The sequence below is a fragment of the Endothiovibrio diazotrophicus genome (genome assembly GCF_054657215.1).
Genome location: NZ_BAAHXB010000069.1, coordinates 1 through 23,766, shown reverse-complemented (window position 1 = coordinate 23,766; position 23,766 = coordinate 1). Strand labels below are relative to the sequence as shown.

Sequence of the window (23,766 nt, the reverse complement as noted above, 5' to 3'; positions counted from 1 at the left end):
GGTGCTGGAGTTACGCGATATCCACAAGTCCTTCCAGGTGGGCCCGACCCGCCTGGAGGTGCTGCGCGGGGCCAATCTGTTCGTCGGCCGTGGCGAGATGGTGGCGATCATGGGCAAGTCCGGCAGCGGCAAGTCCACCCTGATGAACATCATCGGGCTGCTCGATCGCCCCACCGGCGGGGAGTACCGGCTCAACGACCGGGCGATCGGCCGCTACAGCGACGACGACCTGGCGCGGGCGCGCAACGAGTTGATCGGCTTCGTCTTCCAGTCGTTCCATCTGCTGCCGCGCCTGAGCGCGGCGGAGAACGTGGCGGTGCCGTTGATCTACCGCGGGGTGAGCGAGCGCGAGCAGCGCCGGCGCAGCCTGGAGATGCTGGAGAAGGTGGGGATGGCCGAACGCGCCCACCACCGCCCCAACGAACTCTCCGGCGGACAGCGCCAGCGGGTGGCCATCGCCCGCGCGCTGGTGGGCGAGCCGCGCCTGGTGCTCGCCGACGAGCCCACCGGCGCCCTCGACCCGCGGGTCGGCGAGGAGATCCTGGCGCTGTTCGCCGCCCTCAACCGCGACGAGGGCATCACCCTGGTGATCATCACCCACGACCCCGGCGTGGCGGCGCGTTGCCAGCGCACCGTGACGATGGCCGACGGTCTCCTGGAGGAGGCGAGCCCATGAGTCCCTACGTCAAGGAGGCCTGGCGCAGCCTCTACGCCACCAAGCAGCGCACCGCGCTGGCGCTGCTGGGCATCGTCATCGGCATCGGCGCGGTGATCGCCCTGGTTTCCATCGGCCGCATCGTCACCAACGAGGCCACCAAGCAGTTCCGCGAGATGGGTACCGACATGCTCACCTTGAGGCTGGCGGTGGCGGGCGATGATCGCAGCCTCAACGACCCCGGGCTGACTGGCGGCCTGGCCGCTCACGTCTCGTGCCTGCGCCTGGCGGCCCCGTTCACCCGCTCCTCGGCGGGCCTTCCCAAGCGTCCCGGCGAGCAGGACGTCAACGCCGAGAAGCTGGGGGTGACCGACGGGTTCTTCGCCGTCAACAAGCTACAGCTGGCAGCCGGACGCCTCATTTCGTCGCTCGACGGCAGCCGCCGTTTCGTGGTGCTGGGTGCGGAGTTGCCGCGGCTGCTCGGCCTGAGCGGTCCCCCCGATGGGCTGGTGGGCCGTGAGATCTCCCTGGAGGACGGGCGTTACACCGTGGTCGGCGTGCTCGCCCCGGCGCCCGAATCGAGGCAGACGCGGGTCGAGCCCGATACCGCCTTCTTCGTCCCCCTCGCCACCACCCTGGGCGGCGGGCGCCACCCGCCGATCCGCGATGTGGCCGCGCGCATCCGGCCCACGGCCGACGAGGGGCAGTGCGTGAAGGCGGTGGAACAGTACTTCCTGCGCCGCAATCCGGCGATGAAGCTGCGGGTGGTCACCGCCGAGGAGCTGATCGAGCGCATGCGCAAGCAGGGGCGGATGTTCAACGTCCTGCTCGCCGCCATCGCCGGCATCTCGCTGGTGGTGGGCGGCGTGGGGATCATGAACATCATGCTCATGTCGGTCACCGAGCGGCGCCAGGAGATCGGCATCCGCCGCGCCCTCGGCGCGCGGCGCAAGGAGATCCGCTACCAGTTCCTGATCGAGGCGATGCTGCTCTCGATGGTCGGCGGTGTCCTCGGGATCGGTGTCGGCGTCGGCGCCTCCTACGTGGTCTCCGAGGTGCAGGCGTGGGAGTTCTTCGTCTCCTGGCAGTCGGTGGTGCTGGGCGCCGGCGTCTCCGCGCTGATCGGCATCTTCTTCGGCTTCTTCCCCGCCCACCAGGCCGCGGGTCTGGATCCGATCACCGCGCTGCGGGCGGAGTAGGGGTGTGGGCTCCGTTACCGGCCCCGTCTCCGGCAAAGCAGCGTCACCGTCAGCACGCCCACTCCCCAGAGCAGCAGCGGCCCGTTCCCCAGCAGGACGTAGGGCGTCGCCCCGTCCCGCGGCTGGATCCACTCCTTGAGGACCCCCTGGCGGTCCGGCGGGAGTTCGGACGCCACCCGGCCGTCGGGGGCGATGGCGGCGGTGATGGCGGTCTTGTTGGTGCGCGCGATCCAGCGGCCGCTCTCCAGCGCCCGCATGCGCGCCACCTGCTGGTGCTGGTAGGGCTCCACGGTGCCGCGGAAGGCGCGGTCGCTGCTCGCCATGATGAGGAAGTGGGCGGCGGGCAGCGACTCACGGATGTCGTCGCTGAAGGCGGACTCGAAGCAGATCGAGACCCCCGCGAGGTGGCCATTGATCGGCAGCAGGTTGGTGCGGTTGCGGCTGTCGCTGAACAGGGTGCGGTCGATCTCCAGCCACTCCCAGAAGCCGCTCAGGGCGTGGCGTAGCGGGAGCGTCTCGCCGAAGGGGACCAGATGGCGCTTGTCGTAGACGGCGCGGTTGCGCCCGCCCAACGCGATCAGGGAGTTGTACCGCAGGCCGCGGCGGTTGTCGGTGATGCTGAAGCCGGCCACCACGCTCTTGCCGCGTGCGCGGGCCATCCCCTCCAGCGCCCCGACCAGCAGACCCTCCTGGTGGGCGGCCACGGCGAAGTGGCGCGGGCGGTCGTCGAAGAGGAACCAACGCTCGTTCCACAGGGTCTTTTTCAACGGCTGGTCGCCGACCCAGTAGGCGTCGGCGTCCTCCCGATCGATCTCGTCCAGGTAGAGGGACTCGAGGGTCTCCGGCCATACCACCAGGTCGGCTTCGTCCAGCAACTTCTCGGTGAGGGGGCGGATGCGTGCCCAGCGGTCGATGTTGTCCACGCCGCGCAGCCAGTCGCCCGGTTGCGCGAGGGCGACGCGCAGCGGCGCGCCGGTCGGTCGGGTCCAGCTCCGACCTTCCAGCAGGGCGCCGCCGCCCCACAGCAGCGCCACCGCGAGCAGCGGCAGGCGGAGTCCGCGCAGCGTTGCCGAGCGCAGCGCCGCCGCCAGCGCCCCCGCGGTGGCGGCGACCGCCAGACTCATGCCATGGGAGCCGACCAGCGGACCCCACCCCGCGAGCGGCGTGTCCAGCGCGGCGTAGCCGAGGCCGAACCAGGGGAAACCGGTGAGAGCCCAGCTGCGCAGCCACTCCGCACCCACCCAGAGCACGGGCAGCAGCAGCAGGGCGCGGCCGGGCCGCGGCAGGCGCTCGTGCAGGCGCACGTAGAGGAGTCCCGCGAGACCCATGTAGAGCCCCATCACGGCGATGAAGAGCCCGGTGAGGATCTCGGCCAGCGGTGAGTGGATGTTGCCCAGCTCCCTGGGGCTCAGATAGAGCCAGTAGCCGCCGACGCTGAGCAGCGCGACGGTATACAGCCAGCCGTGGACGAAGGCGGCGCGGCCGTTGTCACGCTCCCACAGATGGAAGCAGATCCACGGTCCGGCGAGGGCCAGCGGAAACCAGCCGAAGGGGAGAAACGCCACGGCGGTCAAGGTGCCGCCGGCGAAGGCCGCCGCGGCCCGCGCGCCGACCCGTCCAAGCCCGCTCAGCCGGGAGGCCGGCGTTGCGGTGGGAGATGGAGCGGTGATCTCCACGGGCATGGGAATGCGCTCCTGAGCCGGGAAGGTCTGGATGTCACCGGGGCGTGCAGCGGCTACGGCCGGTGCCGCCGTCGGTGTTCCACGACGGGTGGGGAGCGTGCGCCTCAGCAGCCGCTGGAGGTGGTTATGCTGAAATCGTTGCTGCCATCCTGAATGATCCAAAGATCAGAGCATGAATCGTTCTTGCGGTGTTCCCGCCACTTGTGATCGACGTACCCCTCCACCCAGGTATCGCAGTCGGAGTAGTCGCAACTCAGCTTTTGCACTTCGTTGGCCGACAAATAGTGCGACTCGTTGTCCGCCATATGAACGGCGTCATTGCCGTCATAGACGAACACGCTGATTTCGCTGTGTTCGGTCATGATCGAACTGGTCAGGCAGTTGGTGATGGTGTAGGAGCAACTGCCGTCATTTCCCGCCTGCGCCGCGGTCGCGGTAAGGCAAAGGGCGCAAAGAGAAATCCTGCGGATGAAAAGTCTCATGATGATTGACCTCGGGGATAGGGAAAATGGATCGTGTCGTCCAGTCGTCACCGAGGGATAATCAGGATTCGTGCCAATGAAGAGAATCTATATAACTAACTGTTTATAATGGTTATTTAATCGGAAAGGCGGCTTTTCCAGGAGGAGGGATTAAGCGTTGTATAGGCGCTATCGGCGAATATTTCTTATGGGTGCCGATAAACAAGAGATGTGGGATGGGGGATTCTGAGAAGGGCGGGCGGGTAACGGTTTGGTATGGCGTGGATTGGGAGATTTGAGTCCGGCTTGGGCAAACGCTGATTAAATCGGCTTCTTACCGCGGAGCGTTGGAGTACACGCTTGGGCGTGTACGGATTCCCTGCCCAATTCCTGAGGACGGTTGCACTCTTTCGCAGATGAGTGCGGATGATTCCGGCCTCGCGGTCAACCGCCCGCCAGCTTGGCGCCCCAGGCGCGGGCGCGGGCGGTCAGCTCCGCCTCGTCGAGGGTGGTCAGGCGGCGGTCGTGGAGCAGTTGGCGGCCGGCCACCCACACGTCGGTCACCTGGTGGCGGCTGGCCGCGTAGACCAGCTGGGAGACCGGATCGAACAGCGGCTGGGTCTCCAGACGGTCGAGGCGCACCGCGGTGATGTCGGCCGCCTTGCCCGGCTCCAGCGAGCCGGTGGTCTCGTCGATGCCGAGCGCCCTGGCGCCGTTGATCGTCGCCATGCGTAGCGCCTCCATCGCCGGGATCGCCGCGGCGTCATTGGCCACCGCCTTGGCGAGCAGGGCGGCGGTGCGCATCTCGCCGAACATGTCCAGGTCGTTGTTGCTCGCCGCGCCGTCGGTGCCGAGGGCAACGTTGACGCCGGCGGCGGAGAGCTTGGCCACCGGGGCGAAGCCGCTGGCCAGCTTCAGATTGGACTCCGGGCAGTGGACGACGTGGCTCCCCGACTCGGCCAGCCGTGCGATCTCCCCGTCGGTGAGCTGGGTCATGTGCACCGCCATCAGCGAGGGGGAGAGCAGCCCCAGCCGGTCCAGCCGCTCCAGCGGGCGGCAGCCCTGTTTGCGCGCGGCCTCCTCGACCTCGAAGAGGGTCTCGTGGACGTGCATGTGGATCGGGATCTCCAGCTCGTCGGCGACCGTGCGGATCCGCTCCAGGGGGCCGTCGGAGACGGTGTAGGGGGCGTGGGGGGCGAAGGCGGTGTGGATCAGCGGCTCGTTGTGGTAGGCGTCGTGGAGTTCGATCCCCTTGGCAAAATACTCGTCGGGCCCCGACGCCCAGGCGGTGGGGAAGTCGATGACGATCAGCCCCATGCAGGCGCGGATGCCGGCGGCCCGGGCGACCCGCGCGGCGACGTCGGGGAAGAAATACATGTCGTTGAAGCAGGTGGTGCCGCCGCGGATCATCTCGGCGATGGCCAGTTGCACGCCGTCGTGGACGAAGTCGGGGGAGACCCACTTGGCCTCGGCGGGCCAGATGTGCTCCTCGAGCCAGGTCATCAGCGGCAGGTCGTCGGCCAGTCCGCGCATCAGCGACATGGCGGCGTGGGCGTGGGCGTTGATCAGGCCGGGGATCACCACGTGCTCGCCCAGGTCGGCGCGGTTGGCCGGATGGTACTGCGCCGCCGCCTCTTCCCGGGGCAGAAGGTCGATGATGCGGCCCTCGTGGATCGCCAGGGAGTGGTCTTCGAGTACCCGGTCGTCGGGGGCGACCGGGACGATCCAGCGGGCGTCGATCAGGGTTTCTACGTTTTTCATGGGGGCAAGATATCACGCAAAAGAATTGCGCTACCATAGCGCACTCCGTCGAATCGGGAACACTGTAAAGCCATGAGCAACGAGACCATCCGCCCCATCGTCTGGGAGGGGGACCACCTGGAACTCCTCGACCAGCGCATCCTCCCCGACCGCTATGAATACCTCACCCTGACCGACGCCGACGCGGTGGCCGAGGCCATCCGCGACATGGTGGTGCGCGGTGCTCCGGCCATCGGCATCACCGCCGCCTTCGGCGTGGTGCTGGCGGCGCGCCACCGCTTCGCCGAGCAGGGCGACGGCTGGAAGGCGGCGATCCAGGCCGACATCGAGCGGCTGGCGCAATCGCGTCCCACCGCGGTCAACCTGTTCTGGGCGCTGGAGCGGATGGGGCGGCTGATCGAGACCCTGGAAGGGGACCCGGTGGCGCTGCTGGAGGTCGAGGCGATCGCCATCCTGGAAGAGGACATCGCCGCCAACCGCCGGATGGGCGAACTGGGGGCGGAGCTGCTGGCAGGCAGCAACGGCGTGCTCACCCACTGCAACGCCGGCGCCCTGGCCACCGGCGGCTACGGCACCGCGCTGGGGGTGATCCGCAGCGCCTTCGCCGCCGGCAAGGTGGAGCGGGTGTATGCCGACGAGACCCGCCCGTGGCTGCAGGGGGCGCGCCTCACCGCCTGGGAGATGGTGCAGGAGAAGATCCCGGTCTCGCTCCTCGCCGACGGCGCCGCTGCCCACCTGATGAGCCAGGGCAAGGTGCAGTGGGTGGTGGTCGGCTCCGACCGCATCGCCGCCAACGGCGACGTGGCGAACAAGATCGGCACCTATCAGGTGGCCATCGCCGCCCGCCACCACGGGGTCAAGTTCATGGTCGCCGCGCCCACCTCGACCATCGACATGCAGGTGAAGAGCGGAAAGGAGATCCCGATCGAGACCCGCGCCGCCGAGGAGGTGCTCGGCGTCTTCGGTAACCGCATCGCGGCGCAGGGGGCGGAGGCGTGGAATCCGGTCTTCGACGTCACCCCGGCGGAACTGGTGGACGCCATCGTCACCGAGAAGGGGGTGGTGCTCAACCCCACCGCGGAGAAGATCGCGGCGTTGATGGCTTCGTGACGACGGGAGATCGACGCGGAGGACGCAGAGGCGCGGAGAAGGAAGCGTGGTGCTCCGACGAGGGAAGGTAGCGCGGTTTCCGGTTGAACATGTCGCGCGTCATCGAAAGTCGCCGGCATTTTTCACGATCTTCGTGGCTGAAGGCACGAGGCCACGCCGGGGCTTCGTGGTTTTTTCCCTTGCTTCGAGCCTCGTTCACCGTTCGAGGGTGAAGAGCAGGTCGGCGCCGCTGCCGGCGGTGCCCGATTCGCTCTTCAACTCCCAGCGTTTGCCCAGGCGGTAGCGCAGTTCGACCGTTCCCGAGGGCTTGAACAGGCCGGCGGCGTAGCCGACGTAGAGGCGCGGCGAGAGGTATTTGCCGAGCACCAGGGCGGAGTCCTGCAGCCCGCCGTCGTCGCGGATGCGCGCCTCGTCGAGGCCGAGGGCCTGGCCGACGGCGTGCACCGGGCCGTCGCCGCCGCCGCCCACCAGGCTGGCGGCGGCGTTGAGCAGCAGCTCCCCCTCGGCCCCGGAGAGGCCGCTGCCGGGGCGGCCGAAGAGCAGGTAGGAGAGGGTGTCGGACTGGTTCATCGCCGGATCGGAGAAGAGGGTCAGGCGCGGGTCGCTGAGCGGGCCGCGGACGTGGGCGCCGGCGGTCACGTCGCCGGTCTTGCGGGTGGCGGTGAGGTCCAGTTCGGGATTGTCGGCGGGGCCGCCGGTGAAGCGCAGGCGGCCGCTCGCCACGGTGAGCTTCTGGCCGTAGAGGCGGTAGGCGGCCTCCGCGGTATTCAGCTCCCCCTCGGCGCGGGGCGGGTCGTTCCCCTGCTCCCACCAGTGGACCTTCCCCTGCAGGCGGCCGTCGAAGCCGGCGGCGGTGAGGTGCACCCGCTCGCCCAGTTCGACCGTGAGGTCGCTGTCGATGCGCGGACCCTTTTTCGTGGTGGGCCGGCCGACGATCTCCACGTCGTCGCTGGCGCCCACTGTCCCCTGGAGGTTGGCGGGGGAGATCCGCGCCTCGGGGATGGTGAGCCGGCCGCTTACCAGGAGACGGTCGGGCTGGAGGGTGAGGCGCAGGTCGGGGTCGAGGATCACCCGCGCCTCGGCGGTGTCGATCGCCTCGAAGCCCTGGCCCCGGACCGTCAGCTCGCCGCGCCACGGCGCCTCCAGCTGGATCCGGCCGGCCAACTGGAGGTTGCCGTCGCCGGAGGTGGCGGCGCCGCTGAGGCGCAACGGCCCGCGGCCGTCGCCCTCCGCGCGCAGGGTCACCGCGGTGAGGTGGATGCCCTGCTCCGGCAGCTCGGCAGAGGCGGCCTCCAGTTGGGCGGTGCCGTCGATCCGCGGCTGGTTCAGCGTGCCGCCCAGTTCCACGCGGGCGTCGGCGTGGCCGTCGACGGCGGCCAGTTGAGGAAGCAGGGCGGTGAGCCAGTCGAGGCGGCTCAGGGTGAGGTCGAGGCGGCCGCCGAGGGGGCGCTGGGGGGCGGCGCCGACGGTGAGGCGGCCGGCCACCCCGCCCAGGTCGCCGAGGCCGAGGGTGGTCTCGGCGGCGATCCGGCCGCCGTCGAGGCGCGCGTCGAGCCGCCCCGCGTCGTGCTGGACCACCACCGCCGGCAGGCCCGGCTCCTCCCGCTTCAGCGTGCCGGCGGTGGTGCTCAGATGGAAGGTGCCGTCGCCCCGCTCGTTCAGCTCGAGACGGCCGGCGAGGGTGGCGTCCGCCTCGATCTCCAGGGGTTTCAGCGGCAGCCGGGCGGGGAGGTCGGCGAGCTCGGCGATGAGCCGGCCGGGACCTGCGGCGGGGCGTTCGCCCTCCAGGCAGAGGTGGCCGGCGCCGCTCAGGCAGAGGGGGGCAAGTCGCTGGCCGTCATTGCCCAGTTGCAGTTTGGCGGGGGCCTCCTGGCGCCAGCGACCGCTCGCCGGGTGGTCCCACTCGGCCCCCTCGACGCGGCCCTGCCAACGCTCGCCGTGGAGGCCGCCGGCCAGGGTGAGGCGGGCGCGGGCCTCGCCGTCGGCGCGCAGGGTGAGGCGGTGGTCGTCGGGGCGGCCATCGCCGTCGATCTCCAGGGTGCGGAAGGGGAGGTCGGGTGCGGCGATGCCGGTGAGGGCGAGGCGCAGGCGGGAGGACTCGGCGGCGCTGGGGTCGAGGTTGGCCTTCAGCTCCAGGTGGTCGGCATGCCGCTCGCCGTAGCGCAGCCGGTCGCCGGTGAGCCGGCCGTTGATGCGCGGTTGCAGCGCGCTGCCGGCCAGCGTGCCGGCGCCGTCGAGGGCGCCGGCGGCGTCGGGGAGCAGCGCCTCCAGGTGGGGGGCGGCCAGCGACCACGCCAGCTCGGGGGTGGGGGCGAGGACGCCGTCGAGGGTCAGCCGGTTGTCGCCGGCGGTGAGCCGGGCGTGGTCGAGGGTGAGGCGGTCGCCGGCCTGCTTCAGGGTGGCGGCGGCGTGCAGCGGATAGCCGCGCAGGGTGCCGTCCAGCCGCTCCAACTGGAGGGTGAAGTCGCCGCCGTCGCCCGCGGCGCGGGCGGTGGTGGCGAGGCGGCCGGGCCAGCGGGGCCATTGGCCGGCGGGGTCGAGCCCCTTGCCCTGGAGGGCGGCCTGCCAGGTCACGCGGGGGGACCAGTGGACGGTGGTGCTGCCACTCACCTCGCCACCGAGAATCGTCCCCTGCACCTCTTCGAAGGCGATCCCGTTGCCGTCGCCGCCGCCGCGCAGCCGCCATTGGCCGGCAGGAAGCTGCTCACCGCGGGCGTCTCCGCTCAGCTCCAGGCGATAGTCCTCCACGGTGCCCCGGAAGCCGACCTGCCCCTGTTCGCTCTGCCACTCGGCGGGCCCTTGCAGGGGCCAGCCGAGCATTTTCCAATTTCCTTGTAGATCGAGTCGGGGGTCGCCCCAGGGGGCGGCGATCTCTCCCTTCACCGCGAGGCGGGCGCCTCCTGCGTGGTGGGCGTTGAGCTGGCCGATGCGCAGGTGCTCCAGGTCGCCGGCGAGGGTCGCGGCGAGGGTCAGGGGGAGGGTGGGCAGTCCGGGGGCGAAGCGGGCCGGATCGATTTCGTCGCCGGCCACGGTGGCCTGCCAGTGGAGGGCAGCGGCGGCGTCCTTCACGGTCAGTTGGAGGGTGAAGGGTTGGGGTTCCTGCGCCTTCAATTCGACGGTCAGGCGGGCGAGGTCGCCGTCGAGGCGGGCGCGGCCGGCCAGTCGCGCATAGCCGGGCGGGGTGACCGCCCATCGGAGCGTCTGCGCGAGGGCGAGGGTGGGCGCCAGGGTGACGCCGCCCTGGCCGCTGAGGGAGAGGCCTTCAGCGTCCAAGGACCAGCGGTCGAGGGTCACCGCCTGACCGGCGGCGTGGGCGGCCAGTTCCAGGCGGTGGGCGGCGAGGGGCTGGCCGTCGAGGTCGAGGGCGAGGCGCTCCAGGGTGAGCTGGTCGACGATCACCTCCAGCGGGAGGGCAAGGGGCGAGCCGTCCCCGGCGCTGCCTTCGTCGTGCCAGCTCACGTTCATCCCGCTGGCGGTGACGGCGGTGAGGTGGAGGCGGCCGGCGAGCAGTTCGCGGGGGCGCCAGCCGACGCTCAGCCGCTCCGCCTGGAGGTGGAGGCCGCCGCCGTCGACCACCAGCCCGTCGAGGGTGACGCCGCCGAGCAGGGAGCCGCGGGCCAGCTCCGCCCGCAGCGCTGGCGCGGCCCAGTGGAGCAGGGTGCGCAGGCCGCCGTCGGTGGCGGCGAGCCACAGGGCGAGCGCGGCGGGCAGCAGCACCAGCAGGGCGGTGGCGAGTGCCACCGCACGGAGGAGCCGTGCCGCTCTCACAGATCCGGCCCCACCCGCAGGTGCAACTGCCAGCCACCGTCGCCATCGAGGGCGCGGGCGAGGTCGACGCGCACCGGGCCCACCGGCGAGCGCCAGCGCAGGCCGAAGCCGGCGCCCACCATCAGCGGGTCGTCGGTGCTGTCGAAGGCGTTGCCGGCGTCGATGAACAGTGCGCCGCTCCACGGGCCGCTCAGCCGGTGTTCGTACTCGGCGCTGCCGACCAGCAGGTAGCGGCCGCCGGCCACCTTGCCGTTGGCGTCGCGCGGGCCGAGGCTCTCGTAGTCATAGCCGCGCACGCTCTGGTCGCCGCCGGCGTAGTAGCGCAGGGAGGCGGGCAGGGCGTTGAACTCGTCGGTGGCGATCACCCCCAGGTCGCCGCGCAGCAGCAGTCGGCCGGCGTCGCCGCCGAAGGGGTCGAGGGGGAGGATCAGCTTGCCGTGGGCGGTGGCCTTGGTGAAGTTGGCGTCGGAGAGGAACCCTTCGGCGGCGCCGCTCAGCTCCAGCTCCAGGCGCGCCCCGCGGCGCACCTCCAGGCCGCCGTCGCCCCAGCTGCGCGACCACGCGACGGCGGGGATCACCAGCTCCGACTCGCCGCTGTCGGAGGCGGTGGTGTAGTCCTCGTCGAGGTAGCGCAGGGAGAGCTCCTCGCCCCAACCGGCGCGCTGGTGGCGCCACGCGGCGCCGAGGGTGAGGCTCTCGCTGTCGCGGCTGTCGGTGTTGTCGGTCTCCCAGCCGGCGGCGAGGGTCCAGCGTTCGGTCTCGGGGTGCTCGCCGGGGATCAGGTAGCTGGCGTTGAGGCGGTTGCCGACGCCGCTCAGGCGCAGGTCGGACTGGAAGCGGTGGCCGGCGCGGTTGAGCCGGCGGCGCTCCCAGCCGACGCCGAGGCGCGGGCCGGTGTCGGTGCCGTAGCCGAGGCCGAAGGTGAACTTGGAGCGCTTGCGCTCCTCCAGCCGCACCCGGATCGGCACCCGATGGTCGGCGTCGGCCTGGCGGCGCAGCGGGGTCACCTCGACGCTGTCGAAGTAGTCGGCGTCGCGCAGCGCCCGTTCCAGGTCGAGCAGGGCGTCGAGGTCGTAGGGGTCGCCGGGGGCGAACGAGGCGTAGCGGGCGAGCAGGGTGTCGTTGAAGGCCTCCTGGTCGAAGCGCAGCGCGCCGAAGCGATAGCGCGGACCGCACTGCAGGGCCAGCGCCACCCGCGCCTGGTAGGCGTCGAGGTCGAGGGCGATGTGGTGGCGGGTCAGCTTGGCGTCGAAGTAGCCGCGGCGGTCGGCCAGCTCCAGCAGGCGCCGCTTGCCCTCTTCATAGCGACGGTGGTCCAGCGGGGCGCCGGGCTGGAGGGGGAAACGGTCGCGCAGGGCCTGAAACGGCGGGTCCTCGGCGCAGGGGCCCTCCAGGCGCAGGTCGACGCGCTCGGCGGGTACCGCGGGGCCGGGGGTGACGCGATAGCGGGCGCGCCACTGCTCGCCGCTCTCCTCCAGGGAACCGTCGACCTTGGCGCGGTAGTAGCCGAAGGGCTCCAGGGCGTGACGGATCTCCCCGTTGGCGAGGCGGTGGAGGCGGTGCAGGCGGGCGGTGGTGAGCGCCGCCTCCCGCTCCCGCTGCAGCGAGAGGGCGGCCAGGGCGTTCTCCTTCGCCGCGCCCTCCAGGCCGTCGATCTCCACCACCCCCGCGCCGTGGACGGCGGCCGCCGCCGCGAGCAGCGCCAGGGCGGTGGTCCATCTGCCGATGTCGAGAACTCCCATGAACGCTCCGTTGCGCCGGATACACCCCGGTAACTGCAGTCGGGGGAATTCCCCGGCGGGGTCAGAAATTGTCATCGTCGGCGGTTGGGACCGGCGGTCGGCCGGGATGTTCCGCCGGGGCGCATTGTAACGAACGGGGAGTGTCGGGTCGGTCAAAACAGGTTTTTCGGCGGCAGTTCCGCTTCGCACGGCGCCCACGGGGCGCCCTATAGGGCGCCCCGTGGGCGCCGTGCATAACGAGGGCTCTGCGTCGAAACTCGGGTGGCCTGCCCGACCGTTCGGTCGTCGGAGAGCGGTGCGTTTCGCGCCGCGGCACACCCGTATGTTCCTTCTCCCACTTGGGTGCGCGCCACACCTCACAAAAGCGCACCCTCCCGCCCCGTTTGCGGCTAAACTCCGCGCCGGTTAACTTCCCACGCCCGTTGCGTTAGGGTGTTGGGGGTGGTCGAGATGCGTCTGCGTATCCGGAGATCTTGCACATGAACGATCAGTCCGCCCTGTCGATGCTCGGCTGGCGCGAGTGGCTCTCCCTGCCCCAATTGGGGATCGGGCGGATCAAGGCGAAGGTGGACACCGGCGCCCGCACTTCCACCCTCCACGCCTTTCTGGTGGAACCCTACGAGGCGGAGGGGCGGGAGTGGGTCCGTTTCCTGGTCCACCCGGTGCAGAAGAGCGACCACAAGGTGGTGGAGTGCCGCGCGCCGGTCAAGGACCGGCGCAACGTCTCCGACTCGGGGGGGCATCGCGAGCATCGCTGGGTGGTGGAGACCGAGGTGTGCATCGCCGGCGAGTGCTGGCCGATCGAGCTGACCCTCACCGACCGCGACACCATGCGTTTCCGCATGCTGCTCGGGCGCACCGCCATCGCCGGACGCTTCGGCGTCGATCCCGCCGGTTCCTACCTGCGGGGCAAACCCGAAAAATGAATTCAGTCGAGGAGTCGTCCCTATGAAGATCGCCGTCCTGTCGCGCAACCCCAAGCTCTACTCCACCCGCCGCCTGGTGGAGGCGTGCGAGCAGCGGGGGCATCAGGTGCGGGTGCTCGACGTGCTGCGCTGCTACATGAACATCACCTCCCACCGCCCCTCGATCCACTACAAGGGGGAGGTGCTGGAGGGTTTCGACGCGGTGATCCCGCGCATCGGCGCCTCGGTCACCTTCTACGGCACGGCGGTGCTGCGCCAGTTCGAGATGATGGGGGTCTATCCGCTCAACGAGTCGGTGGCGATCACCCGTGCCCGCGACAAGCTGCGCGCCCTGCAACTGCTCGCCCGCGAGGGGATCGGCCTGCCGGTGACCGGCTTCGCCCACAAGCCCGACGACGTGGAGGACCTGATCAAGGAGGTGGGCGGCGCGCCGGCGGTGATCAAGCTGCTGGAGGGGACCCAGGGGATCGGGGTGGTGCTGGCGGAGACCCAGAAGGCGGCCGAGAGCGTGATCGAGGCGTTCATGGGGCTGAAGGCCAACATCCTGGTGCAGGAGTTTATCGCCGAGGCGGGGGGCGCCGACATCCGCTGCTTCGTCATCGGTGAGAAGGTGGTGGCGGCGATGAAGCGCCAGGGCAAGGAGGGGGAGTTCCGCTCCAACCTGCACCGCGGCGGCGAGGCGAGCATCATCCGCATCACCCCCGAGGAGCGCTCCACCGCGGTGCGCGCGGCGAAGGTGATGGGGCTCGACGTCTGCGGCGTCGACATCCTGCGCTCCAACCACGGGCCGGTGGTGATGGAGGTCAACTCCTCGCCGGGTCTGGAGGGGATCGAGACGGCCACCGGCAAGGACGTGGCGGGGATGATCGTCCGCTACGCCGAGAAGCGGGCGACGGAGACCGAGGGTAGGCGCCACCGGGCGCCAACCCGCGGCCGCGGCTGATGGCCGATTCGCCGGCGAGGGGCAGGGCCGCCCCCTTCGAGATCGGCGGTATCGAGGTGCCTCGCGGCCAGCGCCGCACCGTCGACCTGCCGGCGGCCAAACTCTACACCCACACCCCGCTGAGCATGCCGGTGCAGGTGGTGCGCGGCTGGCGCGAGGGGCCGACGCTGTTCGTCAGCGGGGTGATCCACGGCGATGAGTTGAACGGGGTGGAGATCGTCCGCCGGCTGCTCCGCCACTCGGTCCTGCGCCGGCTGCGTGGCACCCTGATCGCGGTGCCGGTGGTCAACATCCACGGGCTGATCCAGCACTCCCGCTACCTCCCCGACCGGCGCGACCTCAACCGCTCCTTCCCCGGATCGGACAAGGGCTCGCTCACCGCGCGGCTGGCCAATCTGTTCATGGAGGAGATCGTCGAGCGCTGCGACTACGGCATCGACCTCCATACCGGCGCCCGCGACCGCGCCAACCTGGCGCAGATCCGCGCCCAGTTGGAGGACCCGGAGACCCTGGAGCTGGCCCGCGCCTTCGGCGTTCCGGTGCTGCTCAACTCCGATCTGCGCGACGGCTCGCTACGCCAGGTGGCCGCCGAGCGCGGGGTGCGGGTGCTGCTCTACGAGGCGGGGGAGGCGTTGCGTTTCGACGAGCTGGGGATTCGCGCCGGGGTCGTCGGCATCCTCAACGTGATGCGCAAGCTGGAGATGCTGCCGCCGGCGAAGGCGCGCAAGCGGCCGCGCCCGGAGCCGGTGGTGGCGCGGGCCACCGGCTGGGTGCGCGCCCCGGAGAGCGGCATCGTCCGCCACACCGTGGCCCTTGGCGGACGGGTGGAGAAGGGGCAGCGGCTGGCGCTGATCGCCGACCCCTTCGGCGAGCGGGAGAGCGTCGTCATCTCGCCGTGGAACGGCATCGTCATCGGCCGCTCGATGCTGCCGCTGGCCAACGAGGGGGAGGCGCTGTTCCACATCGCACGGTTCCGCGACGCCGAACGGGTGGAGGAGCGGGTCAACGAGTTCCAGGATACCTACGAGCCGAACCACTCCACGGTGGTGATGGAATAACCCCGAGAGTGGGTTGTTCATCTTCGCCGCAGCGGTGGGAATCTGGTTACCACGCTCTGCGTGGTAACCGAGCCTTACCGTTGGCAGCGGCCTTCGTCTGGACGCTCCGCGTCGGCGTCTTCATCGGAACTGCCGCCGCCAGGCACGACGCAGAGCGTCGAAGGTGCCCGGTTACGACGCAGAGCGTCCAAGGTGCCCGGTTACGACGCAGAGCGTCGTAACCAGAAGGGCTGGGCTCATCCCAACCGCGGCGCCATCTCCGAATAGAGCCGCAACGGCCGCACCCGCTCGAAGCACCGCGTCGCCTCAGCGGAGTACCCCCGCATCATCGCCAGCCACTGCTTGATCCGGGTGCCGCGGTTGCGGTCGCTGTAGTCCGCCTCCATCATTCCCGCCAGCCGCCGCAGCAGGCCGGCGACCTCCTCCCAACCCATCGCGTGGTCCGCCTCGTCGTCGCGAATCCGTCGCGCCAGGTCCGGCCGGGCCACCGCCCCGCGGGCGAGCATGAAGGCGTCGCAGCCGCTCACCGCGCGGCAGCGGCGCCACGCCGCCACCCCGTCGATGTCGCCGTTGGCGACCAACTCGATGGACAGCACTTCGCGGATTGCCGCCAGCCGCTCCCAGCGTGCCGGCGCCCGGTAGCCGTCGGCGCGGGTGCGGGCGTGGACGGTGAGCCGCGCGCAGCCGGCCGACTCCGCCGCCAGGGCGTTCTCCAGCGCCAGCTCGTCGTCCTCCATGCCGAGGCGCATCTTGGCCGAGAGGGGCAACTGCGCGGGCAGCGCCCGGCGCACCGCGGCGACGATGTCGTGGACCCGGCGCGGGTAGTCGAGCAGCGCCGCCCCGCCCCCTTTGCGGTTGACGAAGCGCGACGGGCAGCCGAAGTTGAGGTCGATCCCCGGCGCCCCCAGCTCCGCGGCGCGGGCGGCATTCTCCGCCAGCACCTGTGGATCGACGCCGAGCAGCTGCACCACCACCGGGGTGCCGGCGGCGGTGCGTCCGTCGTGCGCCAGCTCCGGGCAGAGGCGGTGGAAGACCCGCTCCGGCAGCAGCCGGTCGCTCACCCGCACGAACTCGGTGACGCACAGGTCGTAGCCGCCCAGCGCGGTGAGCAGCTCACGCATGTGGTGGTCGATCACCCCCTCCATCGGGGCCAGGTGCAGTTGGATCGGGTTGGCGCGGCGCTGTGGTATGGACGGGGAGGGCATGACGTCAGAGGGGCGCTTCGACGGAAGAAGCCATTCGGCGGGGAGGGGACCATACCGCGTCGCCCACCATTCGTCACCTGCCACCTGAAGCCTGAATTCAAGTTGTGCCATCAACCGTCCATGCAGTGCTATCATCGCCCCATGCGGATGAAAAAAACCATAAACAACATGAAGGTGCCGCTGACCGCGGTGTTGCTGATCACGCTTGCGGCCTCCTCGGTGGCGATGGCGACGGACCCGGAAGGCGTGCCGACGCTGCCCTGGAAGGACATGGCGATGGGGCTGTTCGGCGGCTTGGCGATCTTCCTCTTCGGCATGGAGATGATGGCCCAGGCGCTGAAGGCGGTCTCCGGCAACCGGTTGCGCGCGATCCTCGCCCAGCTTACCGGCAACCGCTTCATGGGTGTGGTGACCGGCGCCGGGGTGACTGCGGTGATCCAGTCCTCTTCGGTGACCACGGTGCTGGTGATCGGCTTCATCTCGGCCAACCTGATGACGCTGTCCCAGGCGGTGGGGGTGATCATGGGCGCCAACATCGGCACCACCGTCACCGCCCAGATCGTCGCCTTCAAGGTGACCAAGTACGCCTTGCTGATGATCGCCGCCGGCTTCGGCATGCAGTTCTTCGCCAAGCGCGAGAAGCTGATCTACTACGGCGAGATGCTGATGGGCCTCGGCCTGATCTTCCTCGGCATGACGCTGATGGGCGATGCCATGTCGCCGCTGCGCGACTACCCACCGTTCCTCGACCTGATGCGCGAGATGGAGAATCCGTGGCTCGGGATCGTCGTCGCCGCGCTGTTCACCGCGTTGATCCAGTCCTCGTCGGCCACCACCGGTATCGTCATCGTCATGGCGTCCCAGGGATTCATCACCCTTCCCGCCGGTATCGCGCTGGCCTTCGGCGCCGATATCGGCACCTGCGTCACCGCGCTGCTCGCCTCCATCGGCAAGCCCCGCGAGGCGGTGCGCGCCGGTGTGGTGCACATGCTTTTCAATATCGTCGGGGTGCTGGTGTGGGTCGGTTTCATCGATCAGTTGGCGGCGCTCGCCGCATGGATCTCACCGACGGTCGCGGCGGCTAGCGAAATGGGCCGGATGGCGGCGGAGACGCCACGCCAGATCGCCAATGCCAACACCCTGTTCAAGGTTCTCAATACACTGCTGTTCATCGGTTTCACCTCGCAGATCGTGCGGCTGGTTCGCCGGCTGGTGCCCGATGGGACCGGAGGGATTGAGCACGAGGTGCGGCCCAAGTACCTCAGCGAGCTGCTGCTGGAGACCCCGACCATGGCCCTGGAGGCGGTGCGCCACGAGGTGGACCGCATGGGCCACCGGGTGGAGCGGATGATGCACCGCATCCTCCCCGCGCTGCTCGGCGGCGATCGCCGCGAACTGGAGTCCATCGCCAAGATGGACAACGAGGTGGACATCCTCCACGGCCACGTCATCCGCTACCTCGGCGAGGTGAGCAAGACCGAGCTCTCCGACGAACAGACCGCCGAGCTGATCAGCCTGATGGAGGCGGTCAACGACCTGGAGAACATCGGTGACGTGATCGAGACCAATCTGGTGGCCCAGGGAATCGACCGCATCGACGAGGGACTGCAGGTCAGCGACCACACCCAGGAGGTGCTGCGCAACGTCTACAGCCTGGTCGCCACCACGCTCCACGACGCGATCCAGGCCCTGGTCAAACAGGATCGCGCCCGCGCCCAGCTGGTAATCGAGCGCAAGCTCGACATCAACCAGCAGCTCGCCGAGGCGCGCCGCCATCAGGCGCGCCGGCTGATCGTCGACGAGCCGAAGCGGATCGCCGCCTACCGCATGGAGATGGACTCCCTGGAGTACTTCCGCCGGGTCTACTACTTCTCCAAGCGGATCGCCCGCTCGGTGGTCAGCGTCAACGGCCCGGCAGCGGCAAAACTCTCCGACTGAAACCGACCGGTCATCGGCAGTCTGCTAGACTTTGCGGATTGTGCGGCGGCCCCCATGCCGTCCTTTCAGTGACGCGGAGAGAGAACATGCAGGCGAGCGAAAACCAGGGTGTGGAACTGACGGTGGTGGAGAGCGGGCAGCCGGAGACCCCGCCGAGCGGGACGCCGGTGGCCGAGGCGACGCCGGTGGCGATGGCGCCGGAATCCCCCGTGCCGTCGGTCGCTCCGCCCGTCGAGTCCGCTCCCGAGGCCGCCGCCGGACCGGACCTCGACGACCCCGCCCTCTACCTCAACCGCGAGCTCACCTGGCTTGCCTTCAACCGCCGCGTGCTCCACGAGGCCCAGGACGAGCGCACCCCGCTGCTCGAGCGGCTCAAATTCACCGCCATCGTCAGCGCCAACCTCGACGAGTTCTTCATGAAGCGCATCGGCGGCCTCAAGCAGCAGGTGGGCGCCGGCGTGCAGAAGCTCACCGTTGACGGCCGCACCCCGCAGCAGCAGATCGAGGCCAGCTTCGAGGTGGTCCACGACCTGGAAGACCAGAAGGAGGCGCTGCTACCGGCGCTGCTCGCGCGGATCGCCGAACACGAGATCCAGGTGGTCACCTATGCGTCGTGCAGCGAGGGCGAGCGCGACGAGCTGCGCCGCTACTTCTACGACAACATCTACCCCCTGATCACCCCCCAGGCGATGGATCCCGCCCACCCCTTCCCCTTCGTTTCCAACCTCTCCCTCAACCTGCTGGTCGGGCTGCAATACCCCGGCGACGACGACCAGCCGTCGCTGGCGCGGGTCAAGGTGCCCAGCGGCAGCGGGGTGAGCCGCTTCCTCAAGGTCGGCCCGGGCCACCGCTACGTGCCGCTGGAAGACGTCATGGCCCACAACCTCGACATGCTCTTCCCCGGCATGGAGGTGATCAGCTGCGAGTTCTTCCGCGTCACCCGCAACGCCAACACCGAGCGGGCCGAGGAGCACGCCGACGACCTGCTGTCGATGATCGAGTCCGAACTCCAGGACCGCCGCTTCGCCCCCATCGTGCGCATGGAGATCGGCCGCGGCATGGACCCGGTCCACCGCGGCATGCTCGCCGCCGAGCTGGGCCTCGACGAGGTCAACGACGTCTTCGAGGTGGAGGGGATGATGGCGATGCGCGACCTGTTCGAGATCGCCTTCATCGACCTGCCGGAGAAGCCCGAGCTGCACGACCCCGCCCACCGCCCGGTGGACCACCACAAGCTGGTCGATTCGCGCAACATCTTCCACATCATCCGCGACAACGGCCCGCTGCTCCTCCAGCACCCCTTCGAATCCTTCTCCACCTCGGTGGAGCGCTTCGTCAAGGAGGCCGCCGAGGACCCCAAGGTGCTGGCGATCAAGATGACGCTGTACCGCACCTCCAAGGACACCAAGATCCTCGACTACCTGGTCGAGGCGGCGCAGAACGGCAAGCAGGTGGCGGTGGTGGTGGAGCTGAAGGCGCGCTTCGACGAGGCGGCCAACATCCGCTGGGCCGAGCGGCTGGAGGCCGAGGGGATCCACGTCACCTACGGCGTGGTCGGCCTGAAGACCCACTCCAAGGTGATCATGGTGGTGCGCCGCGACTACTCCGGCCTGCGCCGCTACCTGCACATCGGCACCGGCAACTACCACGCCGGCACCGCGCGCATCTACTGCGACCTCGGCATGCTCACCAACGACGAACAGCTCGGCCAGGACGCCACCGAGCTTTTTAACTACCTGACCACCGGCTACACCCCGAAACGGGACTACAAGAAGATGCTGCCGGCGCCCAAGCACCTCAAACGCGGCCTGCTCTCGCGCATCGAGCGCGAGATCGACCGCCACTGCGAAGAGGGGGGCGGCCTGATCCAGTTCAAGATGAACGCCCTGGAGGACAAGGACATCACCCGTGCCCTCTACGAGGCGGCGCGGGTTGGTGTGAAGGTGGACCTGATCGTGCGCGACACCTGCCGCATCCGCCCCGGCGTCCCCGGCCTCTCCGAGAGCGTGCGGGTGATCGGCATCGTCGGCCGCTTCCTCGAACACACCCGCATCTTCTACTTCCGCAACGGCGGCGAGGAGGAGTACTTCATCGGTTCCGCCGACTGCATGATGCGCAACCTGGAGAGCCGGGTCGAGGTGGTCGCCCCGGTGGAGTCCCCGGCGCTGCGCGAACGGCTGCGCAACATCCTCGACACCCAGCTCAACGACCGCCGCGGCGCCTGGGAGATGGACACCGACGGCAACTACCACCAGCGGATGCCGGAGGAGGGCGGCGAGCAGCGCCACAGCCAGCAGATCCTCCTCGAAGAGGCCGAAGCGCGCCTCCACGAGGCCAAGCGCCTGCGCAAACGCAAGACCAAGGGCCTCGGCCGCCGCAACGTCCGCTGAGCGGGCTTTTCCACCACGAAGGGGACCATTGCGATCGGGCTCCGCGCGGTTGCCGGGGCCCATGCCGCCCCGTCGCACCAGGGCATCTTTCAACGCGTCTTTTCAACACCAAGGGCACGAAGGAAGAGGCACGAAGGGCACGAAGAAGACCTCTCTTCCCTCGCTCCCCCCACATCCCGCCATTCCCCCTCGTTCCCACGCTCCGCGTGGGAACGCCCACCTCGACGCTGTGCGTCGCGCCAAACGAAGGCACAGCCGCCCCCCCCCCCCTCGTTCCCACGCTCCGCGTGGGAACGCCCCACCTCGACGCTCCGCGTCGCGCCAAACGAAGGCACAGCCGCCCCCCCCTCGTTCCCACGCTCCGCGTGGGAACGCCCCACCTCGACGCTCTGCGTCGTGCCAAACGAAGGCACAGCCGCCGCCCCCCCCCCTCGTTCCCACGCTCCGCGTGGGAACGCCCCACCTCGACGCTCTGCGTCGTGCCAAACGAAGGCACAGCCGCCGCCCCCCCCCCCCTCGTTCCCACGCTCCGCGTGGGAACGCCCCACCTCGACGCTCCGCGTCGTGCCAAACGAAGGCACGGCTGCCAAATGCCTCACGGTCGTTCCCAACCGGCGTACGGCGTGCCGACGCCAGGAGGCGCACCACCCCAACGAACCTCCGCTCAAAACCGTTGGTATCTGAACTCGCCAAAAACGCAGGTCGCCGCCACCGCGGCGACACGAACGAAGGCACCGTTCCCACCGCCGCAACGACCTACCGGAGAACTCCTCGGCGACGGCAGGGCCGACGGAAGAGATGGAGCCCATCAAGCTCCGCCGACAGGATGTTCTGACAGCCGGCGGGCAATCAAAAATCCGATTGCCGATCCGCGTTCACAAGTTTGTGGTCGCGGGGCGTGTCGTAAGGCGAGGAAAACTCAGATGGCAAAAGTCGAACCCGGAACGAGACGCTCGACCATCTTCCCGCTATCCGCGATTTGGGTGAGGGGAGGGGGAACCCCATAGCGGGCACGGCATTCGGTAAGCGGCGCGGAGTGCGCCGACGCAAGGAAGCACACCGCTCCAACACAGGTACCGCGACTCCACCGCCGCCCTCACTCGAAACACCCGCCCTCCACGAGTGTGTAATCCCATTCCTACTCACTGAAAAACAACGAATTTCCATCGATTCATCCTTGATAACTGTACGCAAACCCACTAATCTGTGTGTTAGTCAAACAGCACAATCAAGAAGGAGGAGTGACGAGCAGAAGAGGCGCCACCGCGCGCCCCACCCGCCGCGAGCGCGGCGATCGGAAGGGAGAACCGCCCGGTGCAGCCACACCGGACGGTAGCCCACAGGATACATCGTTACAGGAATCAATCCCATGAACCAAAGCCAGATTACCACAGCGCCCGAAGTCTCCACCCCGCTGGACACCTGGACCTAGCTCCAGCCCGGCCTGAGCCCCGAAGAGCTGCACGAAGGCTTCACCCACCGCCTGACCAAGCTTCAGGGCACCACCCACCTCCTCGGCCGCGCCCTGGAGGCCGGCGCCATCCCCCTCAGCGCCGAAGAGCTCCACGCCATCAGCGCCACCCTCAGCGACCTCGCCTCGGAGTGCTGGGCCTTCGCCGGCCGGCTCAACGAGCTGGAGGAGGAGAGCGCCTGACCCACGGCGGGCGCCGCTCGGGCGGCGCCCGCCGAAATTGATCAAGCTACCTTCCAGGTACCCGGGTGGAAGCCAACGAGGTTGCGAAGGCCAGGAATAAAACAGGACTTTCTCAGCGGGAAGTTGCTGCGGTCCTGCAAATTTCTCCGCGCACGTTGCAGGAACGGGAGCAGGGGAGGCGTAGCCCATCAGGTCCGGCCAAGGCGCTCATCGGTATCGCCTCTCGTCACCCTGAAATCATTCGGGAAGGCCTGGAGCAAAGCGGTTAGAAAATTGGTCGCTTGCGGCCAGGTGTTAATGGCCACTTAAACTGACCCACTACTGGCCAACAATTTTGACCCACCCCCGGTGGCCGTCAGGCCACCAGAGACCTACTCTCCAGCCCCTTTGTCGGGTGGAGAGCAGCATTGAAGGAGTGGGTAGTGATACCCAAGATCAAAGCGATGTACGACGGGGGACGGGGCAGCTCGGTCCGGGAGATCGCCCGAGCCCTGAAGATCTCCAGGAACACGGTGCGCAAGTACCTGGCGATGGACGAGGAGCAGATCCAGGCCAAGCTCACCAACCGTTCGCGCCGCAAGCCGTTGGACGAGCACCGGACCTACATCATTCATCTGCTGGAGAATTTCCCGAAGCTCAGCGCGGTGAAGATCCGGCGCAAGCTGCAGGAGAAGGTGGGACCGCTGAGGGTCTCCGGGCGCACGCTCAGGCGCTACATCAGCGCCTTGCGCGACGAGGTGGCCGAGGCACAGCCGCGCTACTACGAGCCGGTGCTCGATGACGTTCCCGGTGTCCAGTGTCAGATCGATCCCGGAGAGCTACGCGATCTATGGATCGACGGGGTGGCGGCCACGCTCTACTTCGTCGTCTTCGTGCTCTCGTTCTCGCGGCTGATGTATGTCGGTCTCTCGCGCCGGCCGATCGATACGGAACGCTTCATCCAGTTGCATGACGAGGCCTTCCGCTACTTCGGGGGCCGCCCGGAGGAGTGTGTCTACGACCAAACCAAGCTGGTGGTGCTCGATGAGCGCTACCGGGAGCTGGATCTCAATCCGCGCTTCGCCCAGTACGCCACCACCGCGGGGTTCCGCATCCGCGCCTGCGAGGGCTACGACCCCGAGAGCAAGGGCAAGGTGGAGGCCGGGGTGAAGTACGTGAAGAACGACGCCCTCTACGGCGAGCGGTTCGCTGACTGGGCGGAGGTGGAGGGACACCTGCGCCAGTGGCTGGAGACGGTGGCCAATGCCCGTATCCATGGCACCACCGGTGAAGTC

The 23,766-nt window shown here is 69.2% G+C and carries 16 protein-coding genes; 10 read left to right on the top strand and 6 right to left on the bottom strand.

Annotated elements, in window-relative coordinates:
- Position 1 precedes the first annotated feature (1 nt).
- Positions 2–676 (top strand): ABC transporter ATP-binding protein, encoded by a 675-nt coding sequence (locus ACYQ2W_RS16390; RefSeq protein ID WP_459869377.1) that lies wholly within the window; start codon positions 2–4, stop codon positions 674–676.
- A complete protein-coding gene (locus ACYQ2W_RS16385) occupies positions 673–1,854 on the top strand; it encodes an ABC transporter permease (protein WP_459869375.1) in 1,182 nt (393 codons plus the stop codon). Before ACYQ2W_RS16390 ends, ACYQ2W_RS16385 begins: the two co-directional genes overlap by 4 nt.
- A 14-nt stretch (positions 1,855–1,868) precedes the next feature.
- On the opposite strand, the gene lnt is transcribed toward ACYQ2W_RS16385, so the two are convergent.
- The 3 genes from lnt to ACYQ2W_RS16370 all read right to left on the bottom strand — a co-directional run bounded on the left by lnt (position 1,869) and on the right by ACYQ2W_RS16370 (position 5,758).
- Positions 1,869–3,536, bottom strand: a complete 1,668-nt coding sequence (gene lnt, locus ACYQ2W_RS16380; RefSeq protein WP_459869373.1) for an apolipoprotein N-acyltransferase — start codon at positions 3,534–3,536, stop codon at positions 1,869–1,871.
- Between the two features lie 104 nt (positions 3,537–3,640).
- Positions 3,641–4,018: a hypothetical protein gene (locus ACYQ2W_RS16375; RefSeq protein ID WP_459869371.1), complete on the bottom strand. Its 378-nt coding sequence runs from the start codon at positions 4,016–4,018 to the stop codon at positions 3,641–3,643.
- 423 nt (positions 4,019–4,441) lie between these two features.
- Positions 4,442–5,758: a TRZ/ATZ family hydrolase gene (locus tag ACYQ2W_RS16370; protein ID WP_459869369.1), complete on the bottom strand. Its 1,317-nt coding sequence runs from the start codon at positions 5,756–5,758 to the stop codon at positions 4,442–4,444.
- Positions 5,759–5,830: 72 nt separating this feature from the next.
- Between ACYQ2W_RS16370 and mtnA the strand changes: the two genes are divergently transcribed.
- A complete protein-coding gene (gene mtnA / locus ACYQ2W_RS16365; RefSeq protein ID WP_459869367.1) occupies positions 5,831–6,868 on the top strand; it encodes an S-methyl-5-thioribose-1-phosphate isomerase in 1,038 nt (345 codons plus the stop codon).
- A gap of 195 nt (positions 6,869–7,063) precedes the next feature.
- Here mtnA and ACYQ2W_RS16360 read toward each other — a convergent pair whose 3' ends face one another.
- On the bottom strand, positions 7,064–10,609 hold the full coding sequence (locus tag ACYQ2W_RS16360; RefSeq protein WP_459869365.1) for a translocation/assembly module TamB domain-containing protein: 3,546 nt from the start codon (positions 10,607–10,609) through the stop codon (positions 7,064–7,066).
- 23 nt (positions 10,610–10,632) lie between these two features.
- Positions 10,633–12,378 (bottom strand): autotransporter assembly complex protein TamA, encoded by a 1,746-nt coding sequence (locus ACYQ2W_RS16355; protein WP_459869363.1) that lies wholly within the window; start codon positions 12,376–12,378, stop codon positions 10,633–10,635.
- Positions 12,379–12,857: 479 nt separating this feature from the next.
- On the opposite strand from ACYQ2W_RS16355, the gene ACYQ2W_RS16350 reads away from it, so the two are divergent.
- The 3 genes from ACYQ2W_RS16350 to ACYQ2W_RS16340 are packed head-to-tail and all read left to right on the top strand — an operon-like array spanning position 12,858 to position 15,305.
- Complete coding sequence (locus ACYQ2W_RS16350; protein ID WP_459869361.1) at positions 12,858–13,304, top strand: ATP-dependent zinc protease family protein; 447 nt, start codon at positions 12,858–12,860, stop codon at positions 13,302–13,304.
- A gap of 22 nt (positions 13,305–13,326) precedes the next feature.
- Positions 13,327–14,247: a 30S ribosomal protein S6--L-glutamate ligase gene (gene rimK / locus ACYQ2W_RS16345; protein WP_459869359.1), complete on the top strand. Its 921-nt coding sequence runs from the start codon at positions 13,327–13,329 to the stop codon at positions 14,245–14,247.
- A complete protein-coding gene (locus ACYQ2W_RS16340; protein ID WP_459869357.1) occupies positions 14,247–15,305 on the top strand; it encodes a succinylglutamate desuccinylase/aspartoacylase family protein in 1,059 nt (352 codons plus the stop codon). The genes rimK and ACYQ2W_RS16340 overlap by 1 nt, the downstream gene beginning before the upstream one ends.
- Positions 15,306–15,541: 236 nt before the next feature.
- Here ACYQ2W_RS16340 and ACYQ2W_RS16335 read toward each other — a convergent pair whose 3' ends face one another.
- A complete protein-coding gene (locus ACYQ2W_RS16335; RefSeq protein ID WP_459869355.1) occupies positions 15,542–16,510 on the bottom strand; it encodes a tRNA dihydrouridine synthase in 969 nt (322 codons plus the stop codon).
- A gap of 147 nt (positions 16,511–16,657) precedes the next feature.
- On the opposite strand from ACYQ2W_RS16335, the gene ACYQ2W_RS16330 reads away from it, so the two are divergent.
- The 4 genes from ACYQ2W_RS16330 to istA form a co-directional block, all read left to right on the top strand.
- Positions 16,658–18,448 (top strand): Na/Pi cotransporter family protein, encoded by a 1,791-nt coding sequence (locus ACYQ2W_RS16330; protein WP_459869353.1) that lies wholly within the window; start codon positions 16,658–16,660, stop codon positions 18,446–18,448.
- A gap of 86 nt (positions 18,449–18,534) precedes the next feature.
- Positions 18,535–20,838, top strand: a complete 2,304-nt coding sequence (gene ppk1 / locus ACYQ2W_RS16325; RefSeq protein WP_459869351.1) for a polyphosphate kinase 1 — start codon at positions 18,535–18,537, stop codon at positions 20,836–20,838.
- A 1,719-nt stretch (positions 20,839–22,557) separates the two neighbouring features.
- Positions 22,558–22,761: a helix-turn-helix domain-containing protein gene (locus tag ACYQ2W_RS16320; RefSeq protein WP_459869349.1), complete on the top strand. Its 204-nt coding sequence runs from the start codon at positions 22,558–22,560 to the stop codon at positions 22,759–22,761.
- Between the two features lie 153 nt (positions 22,762–22,914).
- Positions 22,915–23,766 (top strand): IS21 family transposase (gene istA / locus ACYQ2W_RS16315; RefSeq protein ID WP_459869347.1); only part of this gene is annotated, 852 nt, incomplete at its 3' end.